Origin of the sequence: Pseudomonas sp. IPO3774, assembly GCF_013386835.1 — a bacterium.
Classification (GTDB): Bacteria; Pseudomonadota; Gammaproteobacteria; order Pseudomonadales; family Pseudomonadaceae; genus Aquipseudomonas.
In genome coordinates, this window is the sequence record NZ_JACAQY010000057.1 from 23,463 (window position 1) to 49,288 (window position 25,826).

General features: G+C 61.0%; 22 protein-coding genes. 8 read left to right on the plus strand and 14 right to left on the minus strand.

Annotated features, from left to right (window positions below; all coding sequences use genetic code 11):
• Positions 1 to 29: 29 nt before the first annotated feature.
• From HYE77_RS26610 to HYE77_RS26620, 3 genes are all read right to left on the minus strand, one after another.
• On the minus strand, positions 30 to 2,279 hold the full coding sequence (locus HYE77_RS26610; RefSeq protein WP_177069874.1) for a TonB-dependent siderophore receptor: 2,250 nt from the start codon (positions 2,277 to 2,279) through the stop codon (positions 30 to 32).
• Positions 2,280 to 2,434: 155 nt separating this feature from the next.
• Complete coding sequence (locus HYE77_RS26615; protein WP_008432015.1) at positions 2,435 to 4,174, minus strand: phosphoethanolamine transferase CptA; 1,740 nt, start codon at positions 4,172 to 4,174, stop codon at positions 2,435 to 2,437.
• A gap of 154 nt (positions 4,175 to 4,328) precedes the next feature.
• Entirely contained in the window at positions 4,329 to 4,505 is a 177-nt protein-coding gene (locus HYE77_RS26620) for a DUF6026 family protein (RefSeq protein WP_023658901.1), read from the minus strand.
• Positions 4,506 to 4,749: 244 nt separating this feature from the next.
• Between HYE77_RS26620 and gnd the strand changes: the two genes are divergently transcribed.
• Genes gnd through HYE77_RS26635 form a run of 3 tightly spaced genes read left to right on the plus strand, consistent with a single transcriptional unit; the run spans position 4,750 to position 8,098 of the window.
• The gene (gene gnd, locus HYE77_RS26625) at positions 4,750 to 5,757 is read left to right on the plus strand and encodes a phosphogluconate dehydrogenase (NAD(+)-dependent, decarboxylating) (RefSeq protein WP_256579633.1); all 1,008 of its coding nucleotides are present in this window, start codon (positions 4,750 to 4,752) and stop codon (positions 5,755 to 5,757) included.
• Positions 5,754 to 7,277, plus strand: a complete 1,524-nt coding sequence (zwf, locus tag HYE77_RS26630; protein WP_087694371.1) for a glucose-6-phosphate dehydrogenase — start codon at positions 5,754 to 5,756, stop codon at positions 7,275 to 7,277. The genes gnd and zwf overlap by 4 nt, the downstream gene beginning before the upstream one ends.
• Positions 7,274 to 8,098 carry an HAD family hydrolase gene (locus HYE77_RS26635; RefSeq protein ID WP_003217930.1) on the plus strand — a complete coding sequence of 275 codons (825 nt, stop codon included), beginning with the start codon at positions 7,274 to 7,276 and terminating at the stop codon, positions 8,096 to 8,098. The genes zwf and HYE77_RS26635 overlap by 4 nt, the downstream gene beginning before the upstream one ends.
• A gap of 137 nt (positions 8,099 to 8,235) precedes the next feature.
• On the opposite strand, the gene HYE77_RS26640 is transcribed toward HYE77_RS26635, so the two are convergent.
• Complete coding sequence (locus HYE77_RS26640) at positions 8,236 to 8,496, minus strand: hypothetical protein (RefSeq protein ID WP_003217933.1); 261 nt, start codon at positions 8,494 to 8,496, stop codon at positions 8,236 to 8,238.
• 343 nt (positions 8,497 to 8,839) lie between these two features.
• Between HYE77_RS26640 and HYE77_RS26645 the strand changes: the two genes are divergently transcribed.
• Complete coding sequence (locus HYE77_RS26645; RefSeq protein WP_003217935.1) at positions 8,840 to 10,168, plus strand: sigma-54 dependent transcriptional regulator; 1,329 nt, start codon at positions 8,840 to 8,842, stop codon at positions 10,166 to 10,168.
• A 65-nt stretch (positions 10,169 to 10,233) separates the two neighbouring features.
• Here HYE77_RS26645 and HYE77_RS26650 read toward each other — a convergent pair whose 3' ends face one another.
• From HYE77_RS26650 to HYE77_RS26680, 7 genes are all read right to left on the minus strand, one after another.
• On the minus strand, positions 10,234 to 11,547 hold the full coding sequence (locus HYE77_RS26650) for an autotransporter domain-containing protein (protein ID WP_043224814.1): 1,314 nt from the start codon (positions 11,545 to 11,547) through the stop codon (positions 10,234 to 10,236).
• Between the two features lie 49 nt (positions 11,548 to 11,596).
• Positions 11,597 to 12,346 (minus strand): hypothetical protein, encoded by a 750-nt coding sequence (locus tag HYE77_RS26655; protein ID WP_003217939.1) that lies wholly within the window; start codon positions 12,344 to 12,346, stop codon positions 11,597 to 11,599.
• A 37-nt stretch (positions 12,347 to 12,383) separates the two neighbouring features.
• Complete coding sequence (locus HYE77_RS26660) at positions 12,384 to 13,064, minus strand: C39 family peptidase (RefSeq protein WP_003217941.1); 681 nt, start codon at positions 13,062 to 13,064, stop codon at positions 12,384 to 12,386.
• A gap of 61 nt (positions 13,065 to 13,125) precedes the next feature.
• Entirely contained in the window at positions 13,126 to 13,821 is a 696-nt protein-coding gene (locus HYE77_RS26665) for a hypothetical protein (RefSeq protein WP_008432027.1), read from the minus strand.
• A gap of 79 nt (positions 13,822 to 13,900) precedes the next feature.
• Entirely contained in the window at positions 13,901 to 14,458 is a 558-nt protein-coding gene (locus tag HYE77_RS26670; RefSeq protein WP_003217945.1) for a hypothetical protein, read from the minus strand.
• A 1-nt stretch (position 14,459) separates the two neighbouring features.
• Complete coding sequence (locus HYE77_RS26675) at positions 14,460 to 14,906, minus strand: hypothetical protein (RefSeq protein WP_003217947.1); 447 nt, start codon at positions 14,904 to 14,906, stop codon at positions 14,460 to 14,462.
• Positions 14,907 to 15,224: 318 nt separating this feature from the next.
• Entirely contained in the window at positions 15,225 to 16,220 is a 996-nt protein-coding gene (locus HYE77_RS26680; RefSeq protein WP_087694374.1) for a FecR family protein, read from the minus strand.
• A 152-nt stretch (positions 16,221 to 16,372) separates the two neighbouring features.
• Here HYE77_RS26680 and HYE77_RS26685 point away from each other — a divergent pair, with 152 nt between their 5' ends.
• Complete coding sequence (locus tag HYE77_RS26685; RefSeq protein ID WP_003217951.1) at positions 16,373 to 16,642, plus strand: PepSY domain-containing protein; 270 nt, start codon at positions 16,373 to 16,375, stop codon at positions 16,640 to 16,642.
• A 41-nt stretch (positions 16,643 to 16,683) separates the two neighbouring features.
• On the opposite strand, the gene HYE77_RS26690 is transcribed toward HYE77_RS26685, so the two are convergent.
• On the minus strand, positions 16,684 to 21,798 hold the full coding sequence (locus tag HYE77_RS26690; protein WP_177069876.1) for a dermonecrotic toxin domain-containing protein: 5,115 nt from the start codon (positions 21,796 to 21,798) through the stop codon (positions 16,684 to 16,686).
• A 170-nt stretch (positions 21,799 to 21,968) separates the two neighbouring features.
• Between HYE77_RS26690 and HYE77_RS26695 the strand changes: the two genes are divergently transcribed.
• Positions 21,969 to 23,006 (plus strand): Ldh family oxidoreductase, encoded by a 1,038-nt coding sequence (locus HYE77_RS26695; protein ID WP_177051034.1) that lies wholly within the window; start codon positions 21,969 to 21,971, stop codon positions 23,004 to 23,006.
• 40 nt (positions 23,007 to 23,046) lie between these two features.
• Here HYE77_RS26695 and HYE77_RS26700 read toward each other — a convergent pair whose 3' ends face one another.
• The gene (locus HYE77_RS26700) at positions 23,047 to 23,367 is read right to left on the minus strand and encodes a YqjD family protein (protein ID WP_003217958.1); all 321 of its coding nucleotides are present in this window, start codon (positions 23,365 to 23,367) and stop codon (positions 23,047 to 23,049) included.
• Between the two features lie 175 nt (positions 23,368 to 23,542).
• On the opposite strand from HYE77_RS26700, the gene HYE77_RS26705 reads away from it, so the two are divergent.
• Complete coding sequence (locus tag HYE77_RS26705) at positions 23,543 to 23,794, plus strand: hypothetical protein (RefSeq protein WP_003217960.1); 252 nt, start codon at positions 23,543 to 23,545, stop codon at positions 23,792 to 23,794.
• On the opposite strand, the gene HYE77_RS26710 is transcribed toward HYE77_RS26705, so the two are convergent.
• The gene (locus tag HYE77_RS26710) at positions 23,769 to 24,686 is read right to left on the minus strand and encodes a LysR substrate-binding domain-containing protein (RefSeq protein WP_008432042.1); all 918 of its coding nucleotides are present in this window, start codon (positions 24,684 to 24,686) and stop codon (positions 23,769 to 23,771) included. The two genes, HYE77_RS26705 and HYE77_RS26710, sit on opposite strands and share 26 nt — an antisense overlap.
• 92 nt (positions 24,687 to 24,778) lie before the next feature.
• Here HYE77_RS26710 and HYE77_RS26715 point away from each other — a divergent pair, with 92 nt between their 5' ends.
• Positions 24,779 to 25,705, plus strand: coding sequence for a carbon-nitrogen hydrolase family protein (locus HYE77_RS26715; protein WP_102605635.1), 927 nt, complete (start codon positions 24,779 to 24,781; stop codon positions 25,703 to 25,705).
• Positions 25,706 to 25,826 lie beyond the last annotated feature (121 nt).

A 25,826-nucleotide genomic window follows, 5' to 3' on the forward strand; every position in this document is an offset into this window, starting at 1 on the left:
TTAACTTCCAATCTTTAGCAGCGATGAATTCAGAGCTTCCAGTCCAGTGCAACGCTGATAGAGCGCGGGTCTCCCCAATACACGCCGTTATAGAAGCCGACGCGCTCGTAATATTTTTTATCAAATAGGTTGTTGATATTAAGTGACGCCGACAAGTGGTCATCGAACTCATAGCGCGACATCAGGTTGACCACGGTATAGGCCTGCTGGGTGATCCGGGTGCGCTCCCTGATCAGGGCTCCATTGGTGTCCCGGCCAACCGGGCGATAGGCGAAGTCGTAGAAGTCGCTTTGCCAATTCACCGCGCCGCCGACCGTCAGCGCGTGCCATTCGCCGGGCAGGCGGTAGGCCGTGGACACGCGCAGCAGGTTCAGCGGCAGGTGGGTGTTATTGCGCTGCTTGTCACCGTTCAGGGAGTGGGTGTAGGTGTATCCGGCGGTCAGGTTCCAGTCGGGGCGCACCTCTCCGGACACCTCTACCTCGAAACCCTGAACCTTGTTGCCTTTGCCGCCGGATGTGAAGAACTGCTCACCGGTCTCCGGATCCGGTGGGGTCAAACTGTCCAGTTCCGCGACGTTGTCCTGTTTGCTCCAGAAGTACGCGGCCGCCAGGTTCAGGCGCTCGTCCAGCAGGCTGCCCTTGATGCCCACTTCATAGTTGCTGCCTACCACTGGCTCCAGGTATTGCTTGCCGGCGGTGCGTTCTTCCTGCGGGTTGAAGATATCGGTGTAGCTGGCGTAGACGGTGTACTCCGGGGTCAGGTCGTAGAGCAGGCCGGCGTAGGGTGTCCACATGTCGTTGTGGGTCTGGCTGGATTTTGACGTACCGAGGAACTGGTCAGTGTCCCTGTTGTAGTTGTAGGTGGTGCTCTCGATCTCCCAGCTGCCGTAGCGGCTGCCCAATACCGCATGCAGGCGATCGGTCAGGCTCAGGCGGGTGGCCAGGTAGCCGGCCTTTTGGCGGGTGCTGCCTTGTTCGCCCTTGAGGCCGGTGTTGGTGTCGGGGAATTTGCCGATCCCGCCCATGTGTTTCCAATCGTCGATGCTGGTGTAGTCCTTCGGCACCGTACCGCTGCGCAGGTGTGGCGAAGCGTCACGCTGCTCGGACTCGCCGTAACCCACCATCAATTCGTGCTCACGACCCAGCAGGGCATAGGACCCGGACAGGTTCAAGTCGACCACGTCCATTTTCGAGGTGCCGAGCATGTGGCTGGTCCAGGCGGTCATGCCGCTGCGGTCGGCATTCGGGAAGCCTGAGCCGCCGTAATAGACCTTGCCGTCGGTGTCGCTTTCACGGTGGGTATAGGCGGCCTTCAGGTGCCAGTCACCCGCCAGGCGGTGGTCGAGGGTAGCGAAGGTGGTTTCATCTTTCAGCGGCCAGGAACTCCAGTGGGCCGCGATGTTGGCGGAGCGGGGCAGCCTGGCTTTGCTGCCGTCGCTGTTCCAGTAGGGCAAGGTGCCCCACGCGGTGCCCTGCACATGCTTGTTCTGGTAATCGAAGCCCACCGCCAGCACCGTGTCGTCGGTCAGGTCGCCTTCGAGGATGCCGTAGCCGACTTCCCGTTGCAGCGCGTAGTTGTCGCGGTAGGACTGGCTGTCCCGGTAGGCAAGCACCGTGCGGCCGCGCAGGCGCCCATCAAACGCCAGGGGGCCGCCAACGTCCAGGTAGCTGTAGTAATTGTCGTGGGAGCCGCCACTGACGCCTGTCTTGGCCTGCCACTGTGCGGTCGGACGTTTGCGCACCATATTGACCGTGGCCGAGGGGTCGCCGGCGCCGGTGGTCAGGCCGGTGGCGCCGCGGACCACTTCGACCCGGTCGTAGATGATGGTGTCGGCATCGGACTTCATGCGGCCGAAGGTGTTGAGCATGCCGTCAATCTGGAAGTTGGTGATGCCGTAGCCGCGCGAGGAATAGCCGACCCGGTCGGAGTCCAGGTGCTGCACCACCACGCCGGTGGTCTGGCGCATCACTTCGGTCAGGGTGTTGAGGTTGAAGTCGTCCATCTGCTGGCGGGTGATCACCGAGACTGACTGCGGGGTTTCCTTGATGGACAGGTTCAACCGGGTGGCGGTGCCCATTGAGCCTGTGGTGTAGGCACCGGTGTGTTCGGTGTTGGCGCCAAGGCCTTCGGCGGTGATGCTGGTGCTGCCCAGTTCCAGGGCTTTGGCCGGCGCTTGGGATTCCTGGTCGGGGTCGTTTTCGGCCAGCAGGTCCGGGCTCAGCACCACGCTGAAGAGGCCCAGGGTCAAGGTCATGGAACGGGTAATAGGCGCGAACATCGCGGCGAACTCCTTGTCGTCTATGAAAAATGCCATTGGCTCAAAGACGAAAGGAGGCGGGGAACTTTAGCGCTAAACGAGAATAATTATTATCTTTGCGTTGCAGTCAAATCGGGTTTCACCGCATTGCGCGGATGAAACCCGGGCGATTCAAGCTACTTGACGACCACGTTGGCGGCGTCTGGCTTGGGCTTGATCAGGCTGAAATCAATCAGCGGTTTTTGCTGGCGTGCATACGGGTCGCCAATCATCCGTGGCCGAGGCTTGAAGCTGTCACTGACCAGGCTCTTGCTGTGGTCCAGTTCGTCGAAGCTCAACCCGGCCATGTCGGCCCAGGTATGGATCAGCTGCGAGCTGGTGTAAGGGCGCTGCAAGTCACCGGCAAAACTCCAGTCATGGCTTTCACGCCACTTGGGTGATGCGTAGGCCATGAACGGAATGGTGTACATCGGTGCCGTCGGCTTGCCTTCGTTGCGGCCCAGGGTGTTGTGGCCGGCCGAATCGAACACGTCTTCGCCGTGGTCGGAAAGGTACAGCAGGAAACCGTTCGGATCGGTCTTGGCGTAGTCCTTGATCAGGCTCGACACCACGAAATCGTTGTAAAGCACCGCATTGTCGTAGCTGTTGTAGGTCGGCAACTGTGCGTCGCTGACCCCCTCAGGCACGCCCTGGCGGTCGGTGAACTTGTCGAAGGTCGGCGGGTAGCGGTACTGGTAGCTCATGTGGGTACCCAGCAGGTGCACCACGATGAATTTGCGTTCGGCGGTGTCGGACATAGCCTTGGCAAACGGCTCCAGCACGTCGCCGTCATACTGGCGCGCATTCTGGTTGCGGTTGTTGTTCAGGTACACCTGCTCGTCGGCCTGTTCGGAGAAGGTCGTGAGCATGGTGTTGCGCTTGGTCATGGTCTGCTGGTTGGTGATCCAGAAGGTCTTGTAGCCGGCCTGCTTCATCACGCTGACGATGGACGGGGTCTTGAGGTACAGGTCCGGGTTTTCTTCGTCGGCGAAGGTCAGCACCTGTTGCAGCGCCTCGATGGTGTACGGGCGCGGGGTAATGACGTTGTCGAACACCGCCAGTTGGTCCCGCAGCTTGTCCAGTTCCGGCGTGGTGTTGCGCGGGTAGCCATACAGGCTCATGCGCTGGCGGTTGGTGGACTCGCCGATCACCAGCACCAGGGTCGACGGCTGGCCGGCCATGCTGTCCTTGAGGTTGGTCAGGGGCGGGATCTTGCTGGCGCTGGTCAGCATGCCTTGCATGTTATCCAGTTGTTCGGTGTAGCGGCGGTAGGCGACGATCATCTGCCATGGCACTGCCGGCTCGATACGGGTTTCGAAGCGGTCGATGGCCAGTTCCATGGTCTCGCTCTTGGCGATCTGCTTGACCAGCGGGTAGCCGACGATGGCAATCACGATTGCGGCAGCCGCCAGCATGGCCTGGCCACGTGGCAGGTAAACCGGGCGTACGCGGGTCCACAGGAAAACGGCCATGGCGGTGTGGGCAATGAACGCCAGCACGATCCACCAGGCAAAGTATTGGGTGGCGTATTCGCCGGCTTCAGAGATGTTCGACTCGAACATGATGAAGATGACGCTTTGAGAGAATTCCTGCTGGTAGATGAAGAAATAACCCAGGCTGGCCATGGAACAGGCCCACAGCACCACGCCAATCAACCCCGCCACCAGGCGCGCGCGACGCGGGAACAACAGCATCGGCGCCAGCCACAGGGCGCTCATGAAGAATGCCTGGCGGAAACCACTGAAGCCGGAGGTGCCGGTCAGTTGGATCAGCAGTTGGGTAATGCCCGAGAAATACCAGAAGAACAGAAACATCCAGCCGAGGCCGGCCCAATCAAAACCTTTCGCAGACGTAGTGCTGCGTTTGAACATCGCCATCCAGCGCTCCAACCCGATAATTTCAGTGTCAACGCGCAGGGATGCACGCAAACAGAGGGCCTGCGCACGTAGCGCGGCCCTATTCGGCGGGAGTATCGGGAGGGGGATGTGAAAACTTCGTGAGTTATTCCTGAACGGTTCGTTCAGCCCACGTTCAGCAAAGTGCGGGCTGGGTGCCGGACGGCTGATTGAGCTGGCCCTGCAGGTGCGAACGCAAACGCATGACTTCCTGCTGCAGTTGGTCGCGCTCGTTTTTCAACTGGCGCAATTCATCGCGGCGAATGGTGACGTAGAGGGTCTGTGGCGGACGGGTCATGTGTGCAGTGCTCATTGCTTACCTCGCAAATAGCCGGTCTATCGCGGTGCCAGAGCGCTTGAATCGAGGCTCTCGGCAACAGTCGGGGCAATTCTGAATTCTTTTTTTAATGAAGGGAACTTTTTTATTTTTGATGGTCGTTGTGACTTTTAACCCACTGAAGGCGAAAGGATGGCCACTTTTTGTCATGAAACTATGCCAATCCGCTCTGGACTAACCCTCATTAGCCTCATTGCGCTATAAACTGTGACACACATTTATTCGTAGTAAGGAGCATCAGCACATGCAACTGGGGATTATTGGACTAGGCCGCATGGGTGGCAACATTGCGCGGCGCCTGATGCTCAATGGGCATACCACCGTGGTTTACGACCGCAATGAAGCATTCGTAAAAGGTCTGGCAGGTGAGGGCGCCACGGGCGTTGCTGACCTGGCAGGCCTGGTGGCCGGGCTGCAAAAGCCCCGGGCGATCTGGGTGATGCTGCCGGCAGGCGACCCGACCGAGAACACCATTGAAGAACTGAGCCAACTGCTTGAAGACGGTGATGTGATCATCGACGGCGGCAACACCTTCTATAAGGATGACATCCGTCGGGCCAAGGCCCTGTCGGAAAAAGGCCTGCACTATGTCGACGTCGGCACCTCCGGCGGCGTCTGGGGCCTGGAGCGCGGCTACTGCATGATGATCGGCGGCGACGCCGAGACCGTTAAGCTGCTGGACCCGATCTTCGAAAGCCTGGCACCGGGCCTGGGCACCATCCCGCGTACCAAGGACCGTTCCGCCGCAGCGGACAGCCGTGCCGAGCGCGGCTATATCCACGCAGGGCCTGCCGGTTCCGGGCACTTCGTCAAGATGATCCACAACGGCATCGAGTACGGGATGATGCAGGCCTTCGCCGAAGGTTTCGACATCCTCAAGACCAAGAATTCGGAGAACCTGCCGCAAGACCAGCGCTTCGACCTGAATGTTGCCGATATCGCCGAAGTCTGGCGCCGCGGCAGCGTGGTGTCGTCCTGGCTGCTGGACCTGACCGCCGACGCCCTGGCCACCGATCCGAAGCTCGACGGGTATTCCGGCTCGGTCGCCGACAGTGGCGAAGGCCGCTGGACCATCGAGGCCGCCATGGAACAATCGGTGCCGGTTCCGGTGCTGTCGAACTCGCTGTTCGCGCGCTTCCGGTCCCGCCAGCAAAGTACCTACGGTGACAAAATGCTTTCTGCCATGCGCTTCGGCTTTGGCGGCCATGTGGAGACTCCCAAAAAATGACCGCCAACGGCAAGAAACCCAAGGCCGAACCCGCTCCGCCCACCACACTGTTTCTGTTTGGTGCCCACGGTGACCTGGTCAAGCGCCTGCTCATGCCGGCGCTGTACAACCTCAGCCGCGATGGGCTGCTGGGCGATGGCTTGCGCATTGTCGGCGTTGATCACAACGCCATCAGCGACGCCGATTTCGCCAAGAAGCTCGAGGACTTCATTCGCACCGAGGCCGCCAGCAAGGTCAAGGGCAATGCCGAGAACGCCCTGGACCCTGCATTGTGGGAACAGTTGGCCCAAGGCATCAGCTACGTCGAGGGTGATTTCCTCGATGACGGCACCTACGCCGATATCGGCAAGAAGATTGCCGACAGCGGTACTGGCAATGCGGTGTTTTACCTCGCCACTGCGCCGCGTTTCTTCGCCGAAGTGGTGCAGCGCCTCGGCGCGGCCGGCTTGCTGGAAGAAACCCCGGAGGCGTTCCGCCGGGTGGTGATCGAAAAGCCGTTCGGCTCCGACCTCGCCACCGCCGAAGCGCTGAACGCCTGCCTGCTCAAGGTGATGAGCGAAAAGCAGATCTACCGCATCGACCATTACCTGGGCAAGGAAACCGTCCAGAACATCCTCATCAGCCGTTTTTCCAATGTGCTGTTCGAGGCGTTCTGGAACAACCACTACATTGACCACGTACAAATCACCGCCGCCGAAACCGTCGGCGTGGAAACCCGTGGCAGTTTCTTCGAACACACCGGCACCCTGCGGGACATGGTGCCCAATCACCTGTTCCAGTTGCTGGCGATGGTCGCCATGGAACCGCCGGCTGCCTTTGGCGCCGACGCAGTGCGGGGCGAGAAGGCCAAGGTGATCGGGGCCATCCGGCCCTGGTCGCTGGAAGACGCACGGGCCAACTCGGTGCGTGGCCAGTACACCTCGGGTGAAGTCGGCGGCAAGCAGCTGCCGGGTTACCGCGAAGAGGCCAACGTTGCGCCCGACAGCAGCACCGAGACCTTCGTTGCCCTCAAGGTGTTGATCGACAACTGGCGTTGGGTGGGCGTGCCGTTTTACCTGCGCACCGGCAAGCGCATGAGCATCCGCGACACCGAGATCATCATCTGCTTCAAGCCGGCGCCTTACGCGCAGTTCCGTGATACCGAGGTCGATGAACTCAAGCCGACGTACCTGAAGATCCAGATCCAGCCGAATGAAGGCATGTGGTTCGACCTGCTGGCGAAAAAGCCCGGGCCGACCCTGGACATGGCCAACGTGGAACTGGGGTTTGCCTACAAGGACTTCTTCGAGATGCAGCCGTCGACAGGTTACGAAACCCTGATCTACGACTGCATGACCGGCGACCAGACCTTGTTCCAGCGCGCCGACAACATCGAGAACGGCTGGCGTGCGGTGCAGCCTTTTCTCGATGCGTGGAAGCAGGATGACGGCATCCAGGCCTACAAGGCGGGTGAGGACGGCCCGGCGGCGGCTGATGCGTTGCTGGCCCGCGATGGCCGTACCTGGCACAGCCTCGGATGAGTGACTTGCCGAGTCAACCCATCCGTTTTGTGTTGAGTGATATGGATGGCACGTTGCTGCATCCGGATCACAGCCTCAGCCAGCGCACCATTGATACGGTTCGCGCCTTGCGCGCGGCCGGGGTGTTTTTCAGCCTGGCCAGCGGGCGACCGCCCAAGGCCATGCGTCAGCAGGTCGAAGCGCTGGGCATCGATGTGCCGATTGCCGGCTTCAACGGCGGCACGCTGGTCAATCCCGACGGCAGTATTCTGGTGGCGCATCACTTGCCGGCAGAAGCGGCGCTGGTGGCGTTGGCCTTGTTTACGCCGCAGCCGGACGTTGAAGTCTGGCTGTTTGCCGACGGCGACTGGCTGCGTCGCGATCCCGGCGGACCGATGGCGGTTCGCGAGGAGCACGGCCTGGGCTATGGGGCGATTGTGGTGGAGAGCTTCGAGCCGTATCTGGATCGGGTCGACAAGATTGTTGCGGCCAGTACCAATACCCAGCTGCTGATGGAGCTTGAGGCGCAGTTGCAGCCCAGGGTCGAGGGATTGGCCCAGGTGTCGCGTTCGCAGCCGGTGTTCCTGGATGTCACCGCCATGAAGGCCAACAAGGGTGAAGCATTGAGAACCCTTGCGGCGCACCTCGGTGTGCCACTGCAACAGACCGCAGCCATCGGTGATGGCGGCAATGACCCGGCGATGTTTCATGTGGCGGGGTTGTCGATTGCCATGGGCCAGGCAGAAGAGGTGGTCAAGCGCCAGGCCAGCGTCGTGACCGGCAGCAATGTCGATGACGGTGCGGCGGAAGCCATCGAGCGGTTTATTCTCTCGGCCTATTGATCGGTAACCACACTAATAAGTAGTCAGCTATGCAAAGTTGCAACTTGCATGGCTGACTGTCCACTTGAGTTAGTGTGGGTCAATATACTGCGCAGCCGGGCGGCACACTTTCGGGTGCCGTCTCACGCACGCTTCAGTTACTTGGGCATTGCCCAGGATTGCAACTGGTAGCCATCTTTGTCGAGTTCGGCACGGGCCTGCAACAGCAAGTTCTCGAGCTGTGCCGGGTCGGTATAAGTGCTGGAAGACAGCTGCTTGCTACCGATACGGGTATTGGTGCGGTCGATGACGCTCAGGCTCAGGGCGCCGTTGCCGTCGTGCCAGGCCACACATTGAAAGGGCTGGAAAGCACGGTCTGCGATCAAAAGAGCTTCGTTGATGCGGAGCGGGGCGTTCATGGGGTCTTCTCTCTAAATGCCCATTCAAGTGGAAGCCGTTGGTTGGGCGTGCCTAACGACTGGTTACTTGTACTGATGCACGATCACCGGGTGTGGGTCACATGTTAGAAGAAGATTTTTTAACTTTCCCTGATTAAAGTCATGTAAGGGGCTATTTTGAAAGCCTCATGAAAGTTACGCCGCGGCAATTGACCGCACCCGACTGACATAAAAGACCCGGTTCGTTCGCGACTTATAGCGAATCGGTACAAAGGGTGCGTCAAGATCTTGCTAGGGTTACCAGCAGACTTTGCAAATAGTTGTTTTTAAATAACTTTAACGATTTTGACGCCAAGGAATAGTCATGATTGTTACACCTGCCCCGCGCCGCCTGCTTGTGGTCGATCCCTGTGATGACTGCCATCGGCTATTGCCCGGTTTGCGCGCAGCGGGGTGGGACGTGGACAGCTGCGCCCTCGAGTCGGTGGGTGAGCGCTCCTGTGACGTTGGTTTGTTGCGCCTGCAGCCGTTTCACCTGGAGCGACCCGAAGCGGTCAAGGAACTGATCAGCCGCAGCGGCACCGAGTGGATTGCGGTGCTTAACCAGGAAGTGCTGCGCCTGCAGAATGTCGGCGATTTTGTCTGTGAGTGGTTCTTCGACTTCCATACCTTGCCGTTTGATGTGTCACGGGTGCAGGTCACCCTGGGCCGCGCCTTCGGCATGGCGCGCCTGCGGGGCAAGGGCAACAACGCGCCTGCGGGCCAGCCGGAACACGAGTTGCTGGGGGACAGCCGTCCGATCCGGGAATTGCGCAAGCTGCTCGCCAAGCTGGCGCCCACTGAATCCCCGGTGTTGATCCGTGGCGACAGCGGCACCGGCAAGGAATTGGTCGCGCGTACCTTGCATCGCCAATCCCAGCGCCATGCCAAGCCGTTTGTGGCGATCAATTGCGGGGCGATTCCCGAACACCTGATCCAGTCCGAACTGTTCGGCCATGAGAAGGGCGCCTTCACCGGCGCCCATCAGCGCAAGGTGGGGCGGATCGAGGCGGCGCACGGCGGCACCTTGTTTCTCGATGAGATCGGCGACTTGCCCATGGAGCTGCAAGCCAACCTGCTGCGTTTTCTCCAGGAAAAACAGATCGAGCGAGTCGGCGGCAGCCAGCCGATTGCGGTGGATGTACGCGTGTTGGCGGCCACCCACGTCGACCTGGAAGCCGCGGTGGCAAAGGGCACTTTTCGCGAAGACTTGTATTACCGGCTCAACGTCCTGCAAGTGGTCACCGCGCCGTTGCGCGAGCGCCACGGTGACGTGGCGATGCTGGCCAACCATTTTTCACACTTCTACAGCCAGGAAACCGGCCGCCGTCCCCGCAGCTTCAGTGAAGACGCACTGGTGGCCATGGGCGAGCACGGTTGGCCGGGCAATGTGCGCGAGTTGGCCAACCGCGTGCGGCGGGGCCTGGTACTGGCGGAAGGGCGGCAAATCGAAGCCGTTGATCTGGGATTGCAGAGCCAGCAGGCAATCGCGCTGCCGATGGCTACACTGGAGGATTACAAGCACCGTGCCGAACGCCAGGCACTGTGCGATGTGCTCAACCGGCACAGCGACAACCTGAGTGTCGCGGCGCGTGTGCTGGGGGTTTCCCGGCCGACGTTCTACCGGTTGCTGCACAAACACCAGATCCGCTAGGGCGGGTAAACCGAAAAGCCCCGCAACGACCCTTATCGTTGCGGGGCTTTTCCCGTTGTCATGCCTTAAAAATAATACGGGAACTTCAGGCTGAAGCTGAACGACGGCGCATCCGGTGTGATCCCGATGGCCAGGTTCGGCACGATGGTCAGGTTGTCGCTTGCCGCAATCGTCATGCCCACGTTGAAGTAACCCGCGTTGGCATCGCTGGAAACCACTGACTGCCAGTCGCCGCCATCCGGCTTGAGCTTGCTCTTGCGTTGCACCAGGTCGGACACCGAGAACGACATACTCATCTTCTCGTTCAGCGCAAACGCCACGCCAGCGCCGATCTGGAAGCTGTCGCCCAACTGCACTTTCCCCGGGGTCTTCTGGCCGACCTGGGAGCTGATATCGCTGAACGAGTCTTCGAAGTTGTGGGTGTACGACAGCGAGCCGAACAATACCGCCGGGTCGAAGGTCTTGACCAGCGAGATACCCGGCGTGATCGACCACACACCGTTGCCGGTGGGCAGGCTTTCCGGCACGAAGAGGTTGGTGTTGCTGGATGACTGGACCAGCTTGATCCCAAACGGATCTTCGCCGGTGGGTGCCTTGACCCGCACCGACACCACGGCATCCGGCAGGTTGACGCTCTCGTCGAGGAATTTGTAGGCAATCCCGAAGTTGACGTCGCCGATAGTCGGGTCACGCGTGACCGATTGTTCCGAGGTCGCGGTGCCGCTGCCACCGTTGGCACCACCGGACTGATAGGTCGACTCGCGGTAAACCACCGGCACGTTTATATCGAACTGCCAGCGGTTGTCGAGGTTGTAGCGGCCCGTGAGGTCGACGGTCCAGTTATCCGACTTGATCCGGTCCAGGTTGATGTTGCCGAGAAAGATCGAGTCCAGCGCCAGGAAGCCGTTGAGGGTCAACTGGCGGGCATCGTAGCGGGAATAGGTGACGCCGGTTTCAAAGCTGAACTTGCCGTTGCCAAAGAACCCGCTGGCCTCGTTATACAAGTTGCTCACGCTCTGCGCCGGGGCCGAATCATCCTTGAGGGACTGGCCGTAGGACGCGCCACCGGCTGCACCGCCCGAGGCCGCAGCCGCGCCGACTCCCGGCGTGTTGCCGGCCACTGTGGTGCCGCCTTTCTGGAAGTCTGCCGGGGATTTGGCCAGGCGTTTGGGCGGCGGCGCCACCGGTTGTTCTTCCACCTGGCGTACCCGTTGCTCCAGCACCGCCAGTGCTTTTTGCTGCACTTCGTAGCGTTGCTTGAGCTCCAGCAATTCCTTTTTCAATGTGTCTATGTCGGTGTCCGGCGCGGCATACAACATGGATGCGGGCAGGAGCGTGCTTAAACAAATTACGGCACGTAACGATAGCGATCGATGCATGGAATAAGCCGTCCCTTTCTAATGCGCAAGTGTCGAGGCACAGCGTAGTTCAATAACCGTTAGGGCGTAGGCCCCTGAGTTGATTCAGGTTGAGGTTCTGCCCCAAATTGTTCAAACCGTTGTTGCCCAGCACCACATTGAGTTGGGTCATGTTGCTGACGAAGTTGCTGTTACCCTGCAAAACCGTGCCTTGCAGGACATTCCCGGCGCCGATCTGCTGCAACGAATTGCCCTGATTGTTGTTGGCCAGGATCGCCATTTGCAGCCCGCCATTGGCGGCCGACACCGTGACCTGGCCGGCACCCGTGCTGCCGGTGACCGACTGGCCAGCCACCAGGGCTTGTCCGGACTGGACGACATTGGCCGGCGACAAGCCATTCTGGTTCACATTGATATTCACGTTATTGCTGGCGGTGTTGCCATCGCCGGCGGCGCGCACGCTTTGGGTCACGCCCTGGCCGCTGCCCAGGCCGGCACCACCGACCACCGTGCCGGTGCCATTCGGCTGGTTGGGCGAGACTTTGGTGGGGCTGTCGGTTACCTGCACATAAAACTGCGGGGTGACGGTCGACGCGTTGACGTTCATGCTGGCCGAGCCGGTCACGCTGTCGCCGGCGGCATTGGTCCAGGTGCTGCTCATCACGATGCCAAAACTGATGATCCGCCCCGGCATCACGTAGCGACCACGCAGGTCAGCCAGTTCCGAGTCCTTTATTTCAATCGGTTTGAACACCGATGACGCATAAGCGGGCATTGAGGCTGCCAGGCACATGACCGTCAGCCAACGGTAAGTGTTCATCGTTTGCTCCTGGAGCGTCCTGCCCCTTATTGCGCTTCTAGAAGAAGTCGCTCTGGATAAAACCGAAGTCCATCAATTCACTGTCCCGCACCGGACTGAACTCATTGATTCTGTTTTTCGCCGTCAGTGGGGTGGGCGGGTCGAGCAGCACGTTGGTCTTGTCATAACCTTCGCCCAATACCGCGAAGACGATGCCATTCCAGCCTTTGACGAAGTCGTCGCGGGCATAGCGTTTATGGCCCAGTACCGGGTCGCCGATGTACACCCAGTCCTTGTCGGCGCGCTGCATCACCACGAAGTGCTTGTAGCCGCGAATCTCCAGCAACACCACCACCGGGATCTTCACCGTGAGCAGGGTGTCTGCATTGATCCGGTAACCCCGGGCGCGCATCCCGATGCTTTCCAGGTAGCGCTTCATGTCCAACATCGAAAAGCCCTGGGTACGCACCAGGTCCTGATCGGCGTTGACCAGCATGCCCTTGATGATGTGGTCTTCATCCACATCCATCCAGTAGGCCTGGCGCAGGATGGTGGCCAGGGCGGCGGCACCGCAGCTGAAATCGGTTTTCTGTTCCACCAGGTTGGCGAACTTGCGTTCACGGATGCTCTCGACCTTCTTGAAGATCACGCCACCGCCGGGCATGGCAGCAATCGCCATTTGCCCCGCCCAAGTCGGGCCGGTGAGCAATAACAGGAGGGTGAGGGCGATGATCCGCATGATCGAATGGCCTGGTGGACACTGGAATAAAAAGGGGCCTTGTTGCCAAGGCCCCGTTGCATCAGAAACGTACGCCGGAGGAAATCACAGTGGTGTTGCCCTGTTGATTGCCCACGCCTGCAGCAATGTTGGCGCCCAGGTTGCCCGAAGAGCCATTAAGCGAGTTGTTGGCGCTGGCGTTGTTCACGACAGGCAGGTAAGTGTGGCTGCCCCATGGGCCAGACTGAGTGGCCACGGTATTGAGGAAGGTGTTGTCGACGCTGGTTTGAGTAGTGTTGCTCGAGGCAGCGGCGGCGGCACCACTGGCAGAAGCAATTGCCAGTTGGTTTTTCTGTTGGTTGAAGTTACCCGCGGCAACGCTCACACCCAGGTTGCCGGAGCTGCCGTTGGCCGAGTTGTTGAGCGAAGCGTTGTTGTGGGTAGCCACTTGCACCGAGACGTTGTTGCGGTTGTCTTGGGTAATGGTAGCTTGGGCAAACACGGCATCTGCATCACCGGCCGCAATGGCGGTCTGGTTGTCTTGTTGGTTGCCATCACCGGCTGCGATGTTGGCCTGGGCGTTGCCGCTGCTGCCGTTCAACGAGTTGTTGGCCGACGCGTTGTTCTGGGTGCCCAGGTTGAGCACGCCATTGTGGTTGCTCGATTGCGCATCGGAAACGGCGGCTACTGCAGCGGTAGGCTGATGAGTAGGTGGGTTGGCATGTGCGGCGGCAGCCATGATTGCAGCGAGAGCGAAGGCCAGTGGTTTAAGAGCCATTGTAGTTTTCATGGTATTTCCCCTTGCTTCTAATTAGTTGGTTAAGTGTTGGTACGGTCCAGCTTCGAGCTCCAATGAATCATTGGATCTGTACGTTCAGGGCGTTAGCCATGCGGTTCCCCACCCCGGCACTCTGATTCACCTGTACCACTCCACGGCTGCCGGTGAAGGCCTGGTCGCTTGTGACGACCTGGCGGCTGCCAGTGGTAGAGGTGAACCCTGAGTTTGGTGACAGCGCCACGTTCTGTTGCGACATGACGCTGTCGTCGATGCTTTGCGGGCCAGCATTCACGCTGATCCGCACCGCATTGATCATCTGGTTGCTGGCCCCGGCCGACTGGTTGACGCCCAGTACACCGCTGCCATTGCTGAAAGAGCTGCCCTGGATCGCCACCCTGGCGTTCTGGGAGCGATCGGCCGGTGCGCCGCCGATGGTCTGGCTGAGGGCGCCGCCCGCCTGGGAGTTGCTGCCCGCCGAAATCGCGCGGCTGTTGAGCTGTTGTTGCTGATTGCCGGCCGCCTGGTTGATCGAGACGATGCCGTTGTATTGCTTGCCGGAGTTGTCGATCACTGCGCTGTTGTCAGCCATGGCCGCCGAGCAGCCCAGGATCGCCAGGAACAACCAGGAATGGTTCATCTCACTGGCCTCCCATCAGGCTGCCGATATTGTTCAAAGGCGCCATGCCGCGGGAGATTGAGCCATTGATCTGCCCCGAGAGGCTGGAGCCGCCACCATGGCCGGCCGCTGCGCCGCCACCGAGGCCTACGCCACCCCCGTTGTTGGTCAAGCCGGGAAGGTTGCCGCCGGGCAGGATGGCGCGAGTGATGCTGGAGCCGCTGCTGATGTTGGCGTAGTCGTTGTCGCTCAGCTCGCTGGTGGCCCGCAGGATCTGTGGAGAAGAATTGGCATTGACGGTGACCGGGTTGGGGTCGACGCCAGCGGTGCGGCCAGCCATGTGGCCCTGGACGGTGCGCTGAATCACGATCACACCGTCGCCTGCCGCGAGCACCGGGAGGCTCACGCTGGTACTCAGTACACAGCTGATCAGCAGAAGGCTCAATGAGCCTGGATTAAGTGTCTTCACGACGGCATTCCTTATTCTTGGCGCTGACCCTAAACAGCGCTGTCAGGAAGAGAGCAGGAGCTGTGCCGCTTTTGAATTTGGGATGACATTCATGGGGTTATGAGCGCGGGGGATAGAATGCACAGTGGATGTGTTTCAACTGTGAGACAGCGGGCCTTTGTCCAGCCCGCCTGGCAGGTGTCTCAGGGATGAAACACTGCGCGCCGTAAACCCGGCACTCCGCAGCCGGCTGTCAGCTCAGCCGGTGCAAGTGTTTCAAAAATGGACGATTTGACGCAGGCAGCATCCGGGAGGAGGGCGCAGGGCCATGACCCTGGCTCAGCTCTTTGGGGTTTTGCGCGGAATCGAATTGAGTACAGGGTTGCCGTCCTGGTTCTGGGTCAGGTAGACCGGCAGGACCTTGGGCAGGGAGGGGACGAGGTTGGACACCTCGTTGATGTTGTAGATGCCACCAATGCGGATCGCGCCGGTGCCGGCGTCGGCCAGCATCACGGGTTTGCTCAGGTAGCGATTGATCAGCGGCAACGCGTCGGCCAGGGCCAGGTTGTCGAGGATCAGCTTGCCTTCACGCCAGGCCAGGGCGGTGTCGCCCGGGGCAATTGGCTGGGCCTGGGGGCTGGCATCGCCACGGTTGTAGCTGGCCTGCATCCCGGGTGACAGGCGCAGGCCGCTGTGGGCGTCGTCGCTGCTCACCAGCACCGAGCCTTGCAGCAGCATGACCCGCACATGGTCTTCGTATTTCCAGACATTGAACTGAGTGCCGGTCACTCGAACCTGGCCGTCCCCGGCGTGGACGATAAACGGATGTTGCGCGTCATGGCTGACCTTGAAAAACGCCTCGCCTTTTTTCAGGGTAACCCGGCGCTGATCCTTGAAATTGCTGTAGACCAGTTCGGTGCCCAGGTTAAGTTCAACCTGGCTGCCGTCGTCAAGGGTGACCTGGCGCAAGCTGTTTTCAGCTTCGTAATGGTTGTACGAGCTGGGCAGCCAGCCTGCTTCCCAGCCGGTAAAGGCCGCCAGTGGCAAGGCCACCAGGCATATCGCCGCCGCTACCGCGTAGTTCCTCAAACGGCTGCGAGGTTGTCGTCGCGCCACGACGGGGGCCGGCTCGCTGCGGGGCAAGTGATCGGCAACGTCCCAGATTTCCAGCATCGCGGCGTATTCGAAGGCATGCAGTGGATGCGCATCGTGCCACTGTTCGAAGGCCTGACGCTCCGCCGTCGTGCAATCGCCGGCGTGCAGACGCATGCACCAGTGCGCAGCGGCATCGGTGATGGCGTCGTATTCGGCTTCTGATAGGGACTTATCTGTCATTAACTCATCCTGATTTCCGACATTCTAACCTCCACAGCAGGACGGCGAGAACAGCCATCATGGCGAATGCACATCAATTGGAACTAATTCTCGTCTGCAGGGCCCTAAAAAATTCAGGACAGGTAACACTCATTCCCTAATGGAGCACGAAAATGCTTAAGAAAACCTTAGCCGCCGTTGTCGCAACCACCGCCTTGCTCAGTGCTGGAGCCGCCCTGGCGGACAAACCGGGCGCAGGCTGGATCACCATTGAGAAAGCCATCGAGACCGCCAAGACCAAGGCTGGTTACGTCCAGATCTACAAGATCGAAGCCGATAACGATGGCTATTGGGAAGGTGAGGGGCGCAAGGCCGATGGCGTGGTCTATGAGTTCCGCATCGATGGTGAGTCGGGCAATGTGTTGCGCGATCAGAAAGACTGAATGAACTGACGGGTGCGGGCGTTCGGTCCGCACCCTGTCTGTTACGGTGTGGCTTCGGCAATCGAAGGCACGGGGTCCAACTGGCGCCCCAGGGTGGTGATCAGCAAGGTCAGTGAGTCGGCGTTATCCATCTGTGTGTTGAACCGCCGCGTCAGGTTGGTTTTGAAAATTCCCCGCGCATTGCTCAAGTCCACGCCTCCGGTCGTGGCAAGAATCTGCTGCTTGATGTAGTCATCTTCCGGGTCGGTCCCCAGATCAGACCCGGTAGCCCCCCACGCGTCCGCTGATTTGAACAACTGCCCCACTGGCGTGTTGATCGAGTACGCATTCTCCTGCACGTTGCGCAGCCAGTCCTGAAGATCGCGACCGGCTTGGGTCTGTACTTCAATCAGGTCGGAAAAAGGTGATGTGGAATTGAGGTAGGCGACGTCGGCGGTATTGCTCACGATATGAGTCAACTCATGAATCAAGGTGGCCGCGCGGGCATGGGCTCTTTGGTCGAAGTGATTGATCAGGCGCCCTTCGAAATCGGCCGTAGGCGGGTTGAAGAAGTTTTCAGTGAGGTAGATGCGTCGATCCGGGTCGCCGTCGATGGTAAACGCCCAGTGCCGTTCGGGTTCGGCAATATGCGCACCGGAGACGAAACGCCGGGAATTGAGCGAGTAGAGTGTCGGCTCCAGCGCCTCATCGAGGAGGGCGGTCACCGTGTCCATGAGTTTTTGCGCGAGGGCTTCCGGAAACTTGGCCGGGCCGGTGTCGGCGTCTATCGGGATGCCGAAGAAGCGGTTGATAAAGCGATGCACCCGGGTCACGGGCGGATACTGGTGGTCGAGCAGCTTCAGGTTCTGCTGGCAGTTGTGCAGGTAGAAGGTTGCCAGGTCCAGTGCCTCGACGATCGCCTGGGCCCTGGAGGGCGACACACGCCGAATCTCGGCGAGGCCGCGGGCCTCGACGTTCATCACCTGGTCCACGGCTGTCCGCACCTCACGGCGGTCCATCATTGCACTCCATCCGGGGCCGTGGCGGCGAACCGATGCGCCCGGGTCCAGGGTCCATTTGCGGTTGGCATCCAGGCGCACAAACGGTCCTTTGGACCGTGCACTGAAAAGCCGCCAATGGCCTTCGACCTGCCTGGCGCGGTAGACCTTGCCTGCGCACGGCAGGTAATGCCGGTTGTCCGTCGCTGTGTAGACGCCCGTGTTGCCTGCCGTCAGGCCCTCCAGGCTGATGTCGCAGGCTTCGTACCCTTGCAGCCGGGTTCGCGCCCGGGCGGTGACGTCCATGTCGTGCCAGGCACTGGCCGTTTGCGTCGGCGCGGGTTGCGCGGGGGCGGTGCCTGGTGTCGAGGGTTCATCCATCAATGCGCGGATCGAAGCCATTTGCGCGACACCGCCGATGAAGGTTTGCAGCGCCTCGCGCCAGCGGTGTTGCTGCAAGTCTTCGGCAGAGGCCTGGAACAGTTTGTAGCTTTGCCAGATCACCAGCGGCACCATCAGTTTGCCCGGCAGCAACGCCTGCGCGTGCTGCAGTCCGCTGCTGAACAAGGCTTTGAGGGTGTCCCAGGCTGACCGGCCGTTGGCCTGGGATTGCTGTTCAAACAGGTTCGAGATCAATCCGATGTTGTCGCGGTACAACTGCTTGAGCGCGTGGCCCTTGATCGGATTGGCCCCCAGGGTGATTTCCGAAGTTCCCCCGACCGTGCTGGCCCAGAGGTGTCTATACGTGGCTTGCTCAGCCTCTGGCAGGCGACCGATCACCCAGTCCTGCAAGGGGCCGGGCAGGTTGAGCCGGCGAATCAAATCGGCTTCGTTGTCGAACTCCTGGAACGCCTGTTGCGGCCCATAGGGCGCATACATCACCAGCGGAGTGCTTTCGACGGCACTGATCAAGTAGACCCCAAGGGCCTTGATGGACCGGGCCCCCGCCGTGGCGATCAACTCCAGCGGACGCACTGTCGAGGTCGCGCCCTCGACCGCTGCGCGGGCGAGCGCGTCCGGCATGTCGAGGACCTGTTCGACCAGGCTCAGGCCCGCGGGTGATAACAGTTCCTGCAGCCTCAGCGCGTGGGCATTTTGCAACAGTTGCCAGGGCAGTTGCTGAATAAACCGGCGCTCCCGCACGTCTGCGCCCGGCTTGCCCGGGGTGAGTTTTTCGACCAGGCAAGCCTGGTGGTCCTGCTTGAGGGGCAGGCGCGCGAGGATCTGGCGCACCACAGCAGGTGTCAGGCCGGCGGCTGTGGACTCGACATCGAATGCAGCAGCTTGCTGGCTGACGTGATTGAGGGCGTAGTCCACCAGGTTCTGCCGCTGGCCGGCCAATACCAGCTTGGGCAGGATGTAGACGTCTTGCGGGCGCACGTCATAGGGCTGCAACAAGTCGATGAGCTTGCTGCCGAGATACGCTGGCAGCGGCAGGAAATCGTCAAGGTAGTCCTTGTCATCCGTGAGGCTGTGGCGGTATTGCTCAAGGATTTCGACATGGCGACGCTGTTGGCTGACAGACGCCATCCCCAGCCAGGCGGGCAGTGATTGTTGTGCCATGAAGGTCTGGGCGATTTGTGAGGCATGGCCCAGGTCGTTGGCCGGCAAGGCCTTTTCCAGCCCCCCGAGACGCTTCAGCAAGGCGTCCCCTGAGAGCGTCAGGGTGAGGCAGTGAGCCCGTTGTGCCCGGTAATGATCAATCCAGGACTGCTGGCAGTGCTGTGCGACCGCGCCGTTGATCAGCATGAACTGACCGAGTGCGCAGGCCTGGTGCGGTTTGAGATAGCGCGGGTCGAGATTGGCCAGTAGCTGCCTGCGAAGGTCCGGGGCGGCCAGTCGTCGTTGCAGTTCTGTCTGCAACTGGCTGACATTGGCGAAACTCTCCAGGCCGCGCGCCGGCGTCCACAGCACGGCCCGGCCTGAGTGGGACGGGGCCAGGCCACCGCGTTCGGTGAGCATCAAGCAATGCGCCAGGGGCACCCGTTGCGTCAGGCCCTCGGGTTCGACGGTCAACGCATAGGCATCCGGGATGAATCCACCCAGGCCCTGGCGCCGGCGGCGATCAGGGTGTTGAAGATCAAACACCGTCTGCGCGATCGCCTCATCACGCGCGTCCAGGCTGTTGTTGAGGCGCCTGAGCCTGGCTTCGCCCTGGATCGCCACCGCCATGGCATGGGCCATCGGCGCCTTGAGCTGTTCCAGGTATTCGCGGGGAATATCGGCAATGTTGGAGTGATGAAACTTGACCAGTGCGGCATCGAGCACTGCGTTGGCTTGCGCTATGTCCAGGCCGCCCAGCGGTGTGACAGCCCCATCGCCCTGGCTGGCGTAAAGGCCATAGTGCGGCGTTTGCGGAATCGGCCCGCGCTTGTGTATCAGGCGCGCAAGAAAGTAACTGCGCAGGCTCTGGCTTTCCAGGGGCGCAGTGGCGGGTGTCGCGCTTGCGCTGGCGGCGTAGCGATTGACGTAGATCTTGCCGGGATCGTGGCCAGCCAAGCCGCGGCGGTTGAACTCGGCGGTGAGCGCCTGATTGACGGTGTTGGCCAATGTGGGTTGCGCTCGCACCTGGGTTGCCAGCGTGTCCTGGATATCGGTCATCTGCTTTTGCAGCAGGGCGGCACGTTCGGCGGCCAGCGACACCGGGCGAGTCGGGTCGGCCAGTACCGAATGAGGCGTCCAGCGTCCCGCGGTATCCAGGCCCGGGAGGTGGCTGTCGATCATGTACCGCACATCCAGCGCGTAGTCGAGCAAGGCCGAGGGGTCAATGCCGGCGCGGGTGCGTCGGTACAGATCGAGCGCGTAGCGTAGGTTCTGTTGCTGCTTGCCGATGATGGTTTCGAGCACCTGCTCAAACAGATTGCCGGCGATAGGAATGCCGGAAAACTGCGGCGTCTTGAACCCCACAAACAGCGCCCGCTCCTCCAGGGACATCAGGTTGTAGAGGTCATCTTCATAGCCTGGTGCCTTGACCATGGCCTTGAGGGTGTCCATCAGATCGTCGTAGGTCCCGAGCACCTGCAGGCCCTTCTCTGGGGTGTAGAGAAAGGTCTGCGAATTGCCGATCATCAAGGTGCTGGCCAGCTCGACGGCGTTGCTCGGCTGCTCCCAGATCTGTACGTTCTCGACGCGCAGCGTCTGGCTGTTCGGGGGGGCCTCGTTACCCCGGGAAGCGTACAGCGCTGCCAATGCGCGGCTTTGCTCCGGACTGATGATGGATTGCTGGCGCTTGAACAGCAGATCCAGTTGCGCATTGGCGGCCATGGCCCGGGCGAACCAGGCCCGACGCGACACGCCCGGTGCGATCTCGCTGTTCCAGAACGTCTCCAGTGCACTGTGCAGGAACGGGATCAGTTGGCCGGCGGCTTGTTTGATCGCGGTTTCCCAACGCTGCGTGTCGCGGGCCTTGGCGTCGGCAGGCCGCTTGGGGTGGAAGAACTCCCGGGTTTGCCCGGCGGGCCAGGCTTGTTCACGGTAGTACAACAGCACCGCGTCATTGAGTTGCAGCGAGTCGAGCCAGCGAGGCACCGTGTGCCCAACGGGCTGTATGGCGAAAAAACTCACGTGGGCTTCGCCGGGGCTGAGCCCGGGGAACAGTGTGCGGCAGACGCTTTCGAGCAGTTTTGAAAGCAGGGTGCCGAGGGCGGGCAACTGTTTCAACGCCGCCAGCAGCGCCTGGCGATTATTCTCCTGATAGCGTCTGAGGGTTTTTTCCTGTTCACCCAATACGTCGCCGAGCATGGCCTCCGGTGTCAGCACCAGTCGGTTGTCGAGTAGCGGCGATGGTTGTTGCTGCAAGGGCAGGAAGTACAGCAGTTGCGTGGCGCTGTCCGGGGTTTTCAAGCGCTCGGTCAGTGCTGTCAGCAAGTGGGCGGGGCTGTCGAATTTTTCCAGGCCGCCGTACGGGGTGTAGAGCCAGGCATGTGGGTAGGCGCTGGTTGAACTCATCATGAAGCTGCCGGCCAGTTCGACGGCATTGGCAGTGCTTTTATTCAACCAGATGCGCTGCGCGATCATTGGCGGCGACTGTTGGCGACGGCCTGCATCGCTGGCAAAAAACACCTTGCCGAGAAACTCGATGTCCCTGCTGTCGATGTTCAGCTGGCGCTCACGGTCCAGCGCCCTCCAGCCCACGCGCATGGCTTCGGGGAAAAAATACGGGAGAGGGGTGTGGCTCATCATCCTGATCCTTGAAGAGTTGCGTGCCTGCAACCTATCCAGGCCTGGCGCCACGAGGGGCTAGATATGTCTGGCGCTCCCTGTCGACAGCCATGGGGCAAACCCTGTCTAATCGACGGACCGATTCTTGTACGCTGTTGCCCATTCCAATAATTAAACGGGAGCTTCAGATGTCTGCATCGCCTTTGGATGTCGAGTCTTCATCAGAGCGACTCAGTTATGCGCAATTGACCGACCTGCTGCGCCAGGTGTTTGTCCGCCACGGTACGTCGGCCGATGTGGCCCAGGTGCTGGCCGAGAACTGCGCCAGCGCCGAGCGCGACGGTGCCCACAGCCACGGTGTATTCCGTATCCCCGGTTACGTCTCGACCCTGGCCAGTGGCTGGGTCAACGGCAAGGCGGTGCCGGTGGTCGAGGATGTGGCCAGCGGGTTTGTGCGGGTGGATGCGGCTAACGGCTTCGCCCAGCCCGCACTGCAAGCCGCCCGTGCGCTGTTGGTGGAAAAGGCCCGCAGTGCCGGGATTGCCTTGCTGGCGATCCATAACTCCCACCACTTCGCGGCGCTTTGGCCGGATGTCGAGCCTTTTGCTGAAGAAGGCCTGGTGGCCTTGAGCGTGGTCAACAGCATGACCTGCGTGGTGCCCCACGGCGCCGACCGCCCGCTGTTCGGCACCAACCCCATTGCCTTCGCCGCGCCCCGCGCCGATGGCCTGCCGATCGTGTTTGACCTGGCCACCAGCGCCATCGCCCATGGCGACGTGCAGATTGCCGCGCGCAAGGGCGAGCGCCTGCCGCCGGGCATGGGTGTGGACAGCCTCGGCCAGCCGACCCAGGACCCCAGGGCGATCCTCGAAGGCGGCGCGCTGCTGCCGTTTGGCGGGCACAAGGGGTCGGCCCTGTCGATGATGGTCGAGCTGCTGGCCGCGGCCCTCACGGGCGGTAACTTCTCGTTTGAGTTCAACTGGTCCGATCACCCCGGCGCCCGTACGCCATGGACCGGCCAGTTGCTGATCGTGATCGACCCGAGCAAGACCGCCGGGCAGAGCTTCGCCGAGCGCAGCCAGGAATTGGTGCGACAGATGCATGCGGCAGGGTTGCGGCGTTTGCCGGGGGATCGGCGCCATCGCACACGGGCGAAGTCGCTGTCAGGCGGGATCGAGATCGAAACGCAGGAATTGAGTCGGTTGCGGGTGTTGGCACAGGCGTGAAGCGCGCTGCGCCCGGGGAGGGCGCAGCCGTTGCATCAGATCAGTTGCGGCGGCCCAGCAACAGGCCGACTACCAGGCCAAACCCGGCGGAAATCGCCACGGTCTGCCATGGGTGGCCACCGATATAGGTTTCGGTGGCATCCACCACCGGCTTGCTGCGCTCGCGCACGTTGGACACCGAGTCCAGCGCCTGCTTGAGCTTGATGGCGACCTGTTCACGCAGGGTTTCACCTTCTTCCCCCACCAGTGACGCGCTGCTTTTGAGCAGCTTGTCCGATTCTTCGATCAGTGCGGTCAGTTCACTGAAGGCTTGGTCCTTGATTTGGTCTTCGACGGCTTGGGCGGCAGATTTGCGAGCCATTGGGTTAACTCCTTGCGGGTGAATGTGGCAATGAATGCGCTTGATGAAGAATGGAGTGTTTGAAGCGGGCAAAAGTTGCAGTTTTTTTCCTGTGGTCAGCTTAGGAGAAATCCAGGCCAGGAAATTTCAACCTACAGTGTAAGATGTCACCTATTTGTGCAGCAGGTAATTCAACATGAGCTTCAATCTGGCCAACAAGCCCCTCGCCGAGCGCGCCGCGCTGGAAGATGAAAAGTCCCGTCTCTACGACCTCTGGCAAAGCAACCTGGGCAAGGCCAAGGGCGAGGCCGCCCGCCTGTTTGGCGAACGCGCCAAGCGCAAGGGCAAATGGGCCGAATGGGTGCGTGCAGAACTGGACGGCATGTCACCGCCGGAGTTCTCGAACATGGTGCGCAGTGAAGTCAATCGCCTGATGGCGGCGAAGTAAAACAAGCCTCGATTGCCTCGCGCACCTTGAGCAGCAACGGATCCAGTTGCGCCTGGGTGCGCCAGCCCAGCTCCACCGGGTAACGCGGCAGCGCCAGCGGGCAAGGCAGCTCCCTCAGTCCGGTCATCTGCGCGATGGCCTGGGCCGCATGGCCGGGGATGGTCGCCACCGCCTGGCTGCCCTTGAGCAAGAACGGCAGCGCCGCGAAGTGTGTGGTCGAGGCACCTACGTGGCGGCTCAGCCCCTGCGCGGCCAGGCCCTCGTCGGTGATCCCGATAAACCCGCCGGATGACACCAGCACATGCTCGCGCCTGACGAACTCGTCGAGGTCGATGGCCTGTTGTCCCGGCGCCAGGCTGTCGGGGTCCACCAGGCACGCGTAATGGCCTTCCCCCAATACCTGCCGGCTCAACCGGCGCTCGGCAAACCCGCCGGCGGTGATTGCCAGGTCCAGGCTGCGGTCGAGCAGGGCGTCGGCAACGATCTGGCTGTGGGTCTGGCGGAACATCAACCGCAGCTTTGGCGCACGCCGGGCAATCTCTTCAATCAGCCGCCGGCCGTAGGCGATTTCAAAATCATCCGATAACCCCACCACCACCGAACGGCCCTGATAGTGATTGCCCTGGGGATCCACCATCGCCAGGCTCTGGCGGCAGCGATCCAGGGCTTCGCTGATCACCGGCTTCAACTGATTGGCCCGCAAGGTGGGCGCCAGGCCCCGGCCGGTACGCACGAACAACTGATCGCCGTACACATCGCGCAAGCGGCGCAGGGCTGCACTGATCGCCGACTGCGTGACGCCAAGGCGCAGGGCGGCACGGCTGGCACTGGATTCGTCGTGCAGGGCCTCGAAGGTTTTCAGCAGGTTGAGATCGACGTTGGCGATATTCATATGGCTCATATCAGTTAGCAGCGAAGCGGGCTTTATTCATGATTGCCGCTGGCCGGAGAATGGGCAACCCCCATTGATACGGAGTGATCGTGATGCCTGTTTCTACCGTGGCTGCGCTGCAAATCGGTTCCTTGCCGGGTGGCAAGGCTGAGACCCTGGAACAGATCCTGTCCTACGAGGACGAAATCCTGCGCAGCGGTGCGCAACTGGTGGTGATGCCGGAAGCGTTGCTCGGGGGTTATCCCAAAGGTGAAGGCTTCGGCACCCAGCTGGGGTATCGCCTGCCTGAAGGGCGCGAGGCCTTTGCGCGGTATTTTGCCAATGCGATTGATGTGCCGGGTGTGGAGACCGAAGCGCTGGCCGGCTTGTCGGCGCGCACCGGGGCGAGCCTGGTGTTGGGCGTGATCGAGCGCAGTGGCAGCACGTTGTATTGCACGGTGCTGTATTTCGAACCGGTGGGCGGGTTGGTGGCCAGGCATCGCAAATTGATGCCTACCGGCACTGAGCGGCTGATCTGGGGCAAGGGTGATGGTTCGACGTTGCCGGTGATTGATGCCGCGGTAGGGCGCATCGGTGGCGCCGTGTGCTGGGAGAACATGATGCCGTTGTTGCGCACCGCGATGTACGCCAAGGGTGTGGAAGTGTGGTGCGCGCCGACGGTGGATGAGCGGGAAATGTGGCAGGTGAGCATGCGGCATATTGCCCATGAGGGGCGGTGTTTTGTGGTGAGTGCGTGTCAGGTGCAGGCGTCACCCCAGGCGTTGGGTGTGGAGGTGGCGAACTGGCCGGTGGATCGGCCTCTGATCGCGGGGGGCAGTGTGATTGTCGGGCCCATGGGGGACGTTCTTGCCGGGCCATTGCTCGGTGGCGCGGGGTTGCTGGTGGCGCGGATTGATACGGATGATTTGGTGCGGGCGCGGTATGACTATGATGTGGTTGGGCATTATGCCCGGCCGGATATTTTCGAATTGACCGTGGATGAGCGGGTTAGGGCGGGGGTGCGGTTTATTGTTGACTGAGTACATATCCGTTTCTTCGGTAACGGCGGCTTATGGTTCCGCTCTTACAGCGGGTCACTTTTTTACAAACGCCTAAAAAAGTAACCAAAAAACGCTTTGCCCCACCACTCGGTGCCTCGCT

Coding starts and splice junctions, on each gene's coding strand:
- HYE77_RS26700 (WP_003217958.1), bottom strand. CDS start 23,367: ATGGCTCGCAAATCTGCCGCCCAAGCCGTCGAAGACCAAATCAAGGAC.
- HYE77_RS26710 (WP_008432042.1), bottom strand. CDS start 24,686: ATGAATATCGCCAACGTCGATCTCAACCTGCTGAAAACCTTCGAGGCC.
- HYE77_RS26655 (WP_003217939.1), bottom strand. CDS start 12,346: ATGAACACTTACCGTTGGCTGACGGTCATGTGCCTGGCAGCCTCAATG.
- HYE77_RS26660 (WP_003217941.1), bottom strand. CDS start 13,064: ATGCGGATCATCGCCCTCACCCTCCTGTTATTGCTCACCGGCCCGACT.
- HYE77_RS26620 (WP_023658901.1), bottom strand. CDS start 4,505: ATGAGCACTGCACACATGACCCGTCCGCCACAGACCCTCTACGTCACC.
- HYE77_RS26670 (WP_003217945.1), bottom strand. CDS start 14,458: ATGAACCATTCCTGGTTGTTCCTGGCGATCCTGGGCTGCTCGGCGGCC.
- HYE77_RS26690 (WP_177069876.1), bottom strand. CDS start 21,798: ATGAGCCACACCCCTCTCCCGTATTTTTTCCCCGAAGCCATGCGCGTG.
- HYE77_RS26615 (WP_008432015.1), bottom strand. CDS start 4,174: ATGGCGATGTTCAAACGCAGCACTACGTCTGCGAAAGGTTTTGATTGG.
- HYE77_RS26715 (WP_102605635.1), top strand. CDS start 24,779: ATGCCTGTTTCTACCGTGGCTGCGCTGCAAATCGGTTCCTTGCCGGGT.
- HYE77_RS26640 (WP_003217933.1), bottom strand. CDS start 8,496: ATGAACGCCCCGCTCCGCATCAACGAAGCTCTTTTGATCGCAGACCGT.
- HYE77_RS26685 (WP_003217951.1), top strand. CDS start 16,373: ATGCTTAAGAAAACCTTAGCCGCCGTTGTCGCAACCACCGCCTTGCTC.
- HYE77_RS26680 (WP_087694374.1), bottom strand. CDS start 16,220: ATGACAGATAAGTCCCTATCAGAAGCCGAATACGACGCCATCACCGAT.
- HYE77_RS26665 (WP_008432027.1), bottom strand. CDS start 13,821: ATGGCTCTTAAACCACTGGCCTTCGCTCTCGCTGCAATCATGGCTGCC.
- HYE77_RS26705 (WP_003217960.1), top strand. CDS start 23,543: ATGAGCTTCAATCTGGCCAACAAGCCCCTCGCCGAGCGCGCCGCGCTG.
- HYE77_RS26650 (WP_043224814.1), bottom strand. CDS start 11,547: ATGCATCGATCGCTATCGTTACGTGCCGTAATTTGTTTAAGCACGCTC.
- HYE77_RS26695 (WP_177051034.1), top strand. CDS start 21,969: ATGTCTGCATCGCCTTTGGATGTCGAGTCTTCATCAGAGCGACTCAGT.
- HYE77_RS26635 (WP_003217930.1), top strand. CDS start 7,274: ATGAGTGACTTGCCGAGTCAACCCATCCGTTTTGTGTTGAGTGATATG.
- HYE77_RS26610 (WP_177069874.1), bottom strand. CDS start 2,279: ATGTTCGCGCCTATTACCCGTTCCATGACCTTGACCCTGGGCCTCTTC.
- zwf (WP_087694371.1), top strand. CDS start 5,754: ATGACCGCCAACGGCAAGAAACCCAAGGCCGAACCCGCTCCGCCCACC.
- HYE77_RS26645 (WP_003217935.1), top strand. CDS start 8,840: ATGATTGTTACACCTGCCCCGCGCCGCCTGCTTGTGGTCGATCCCTGT.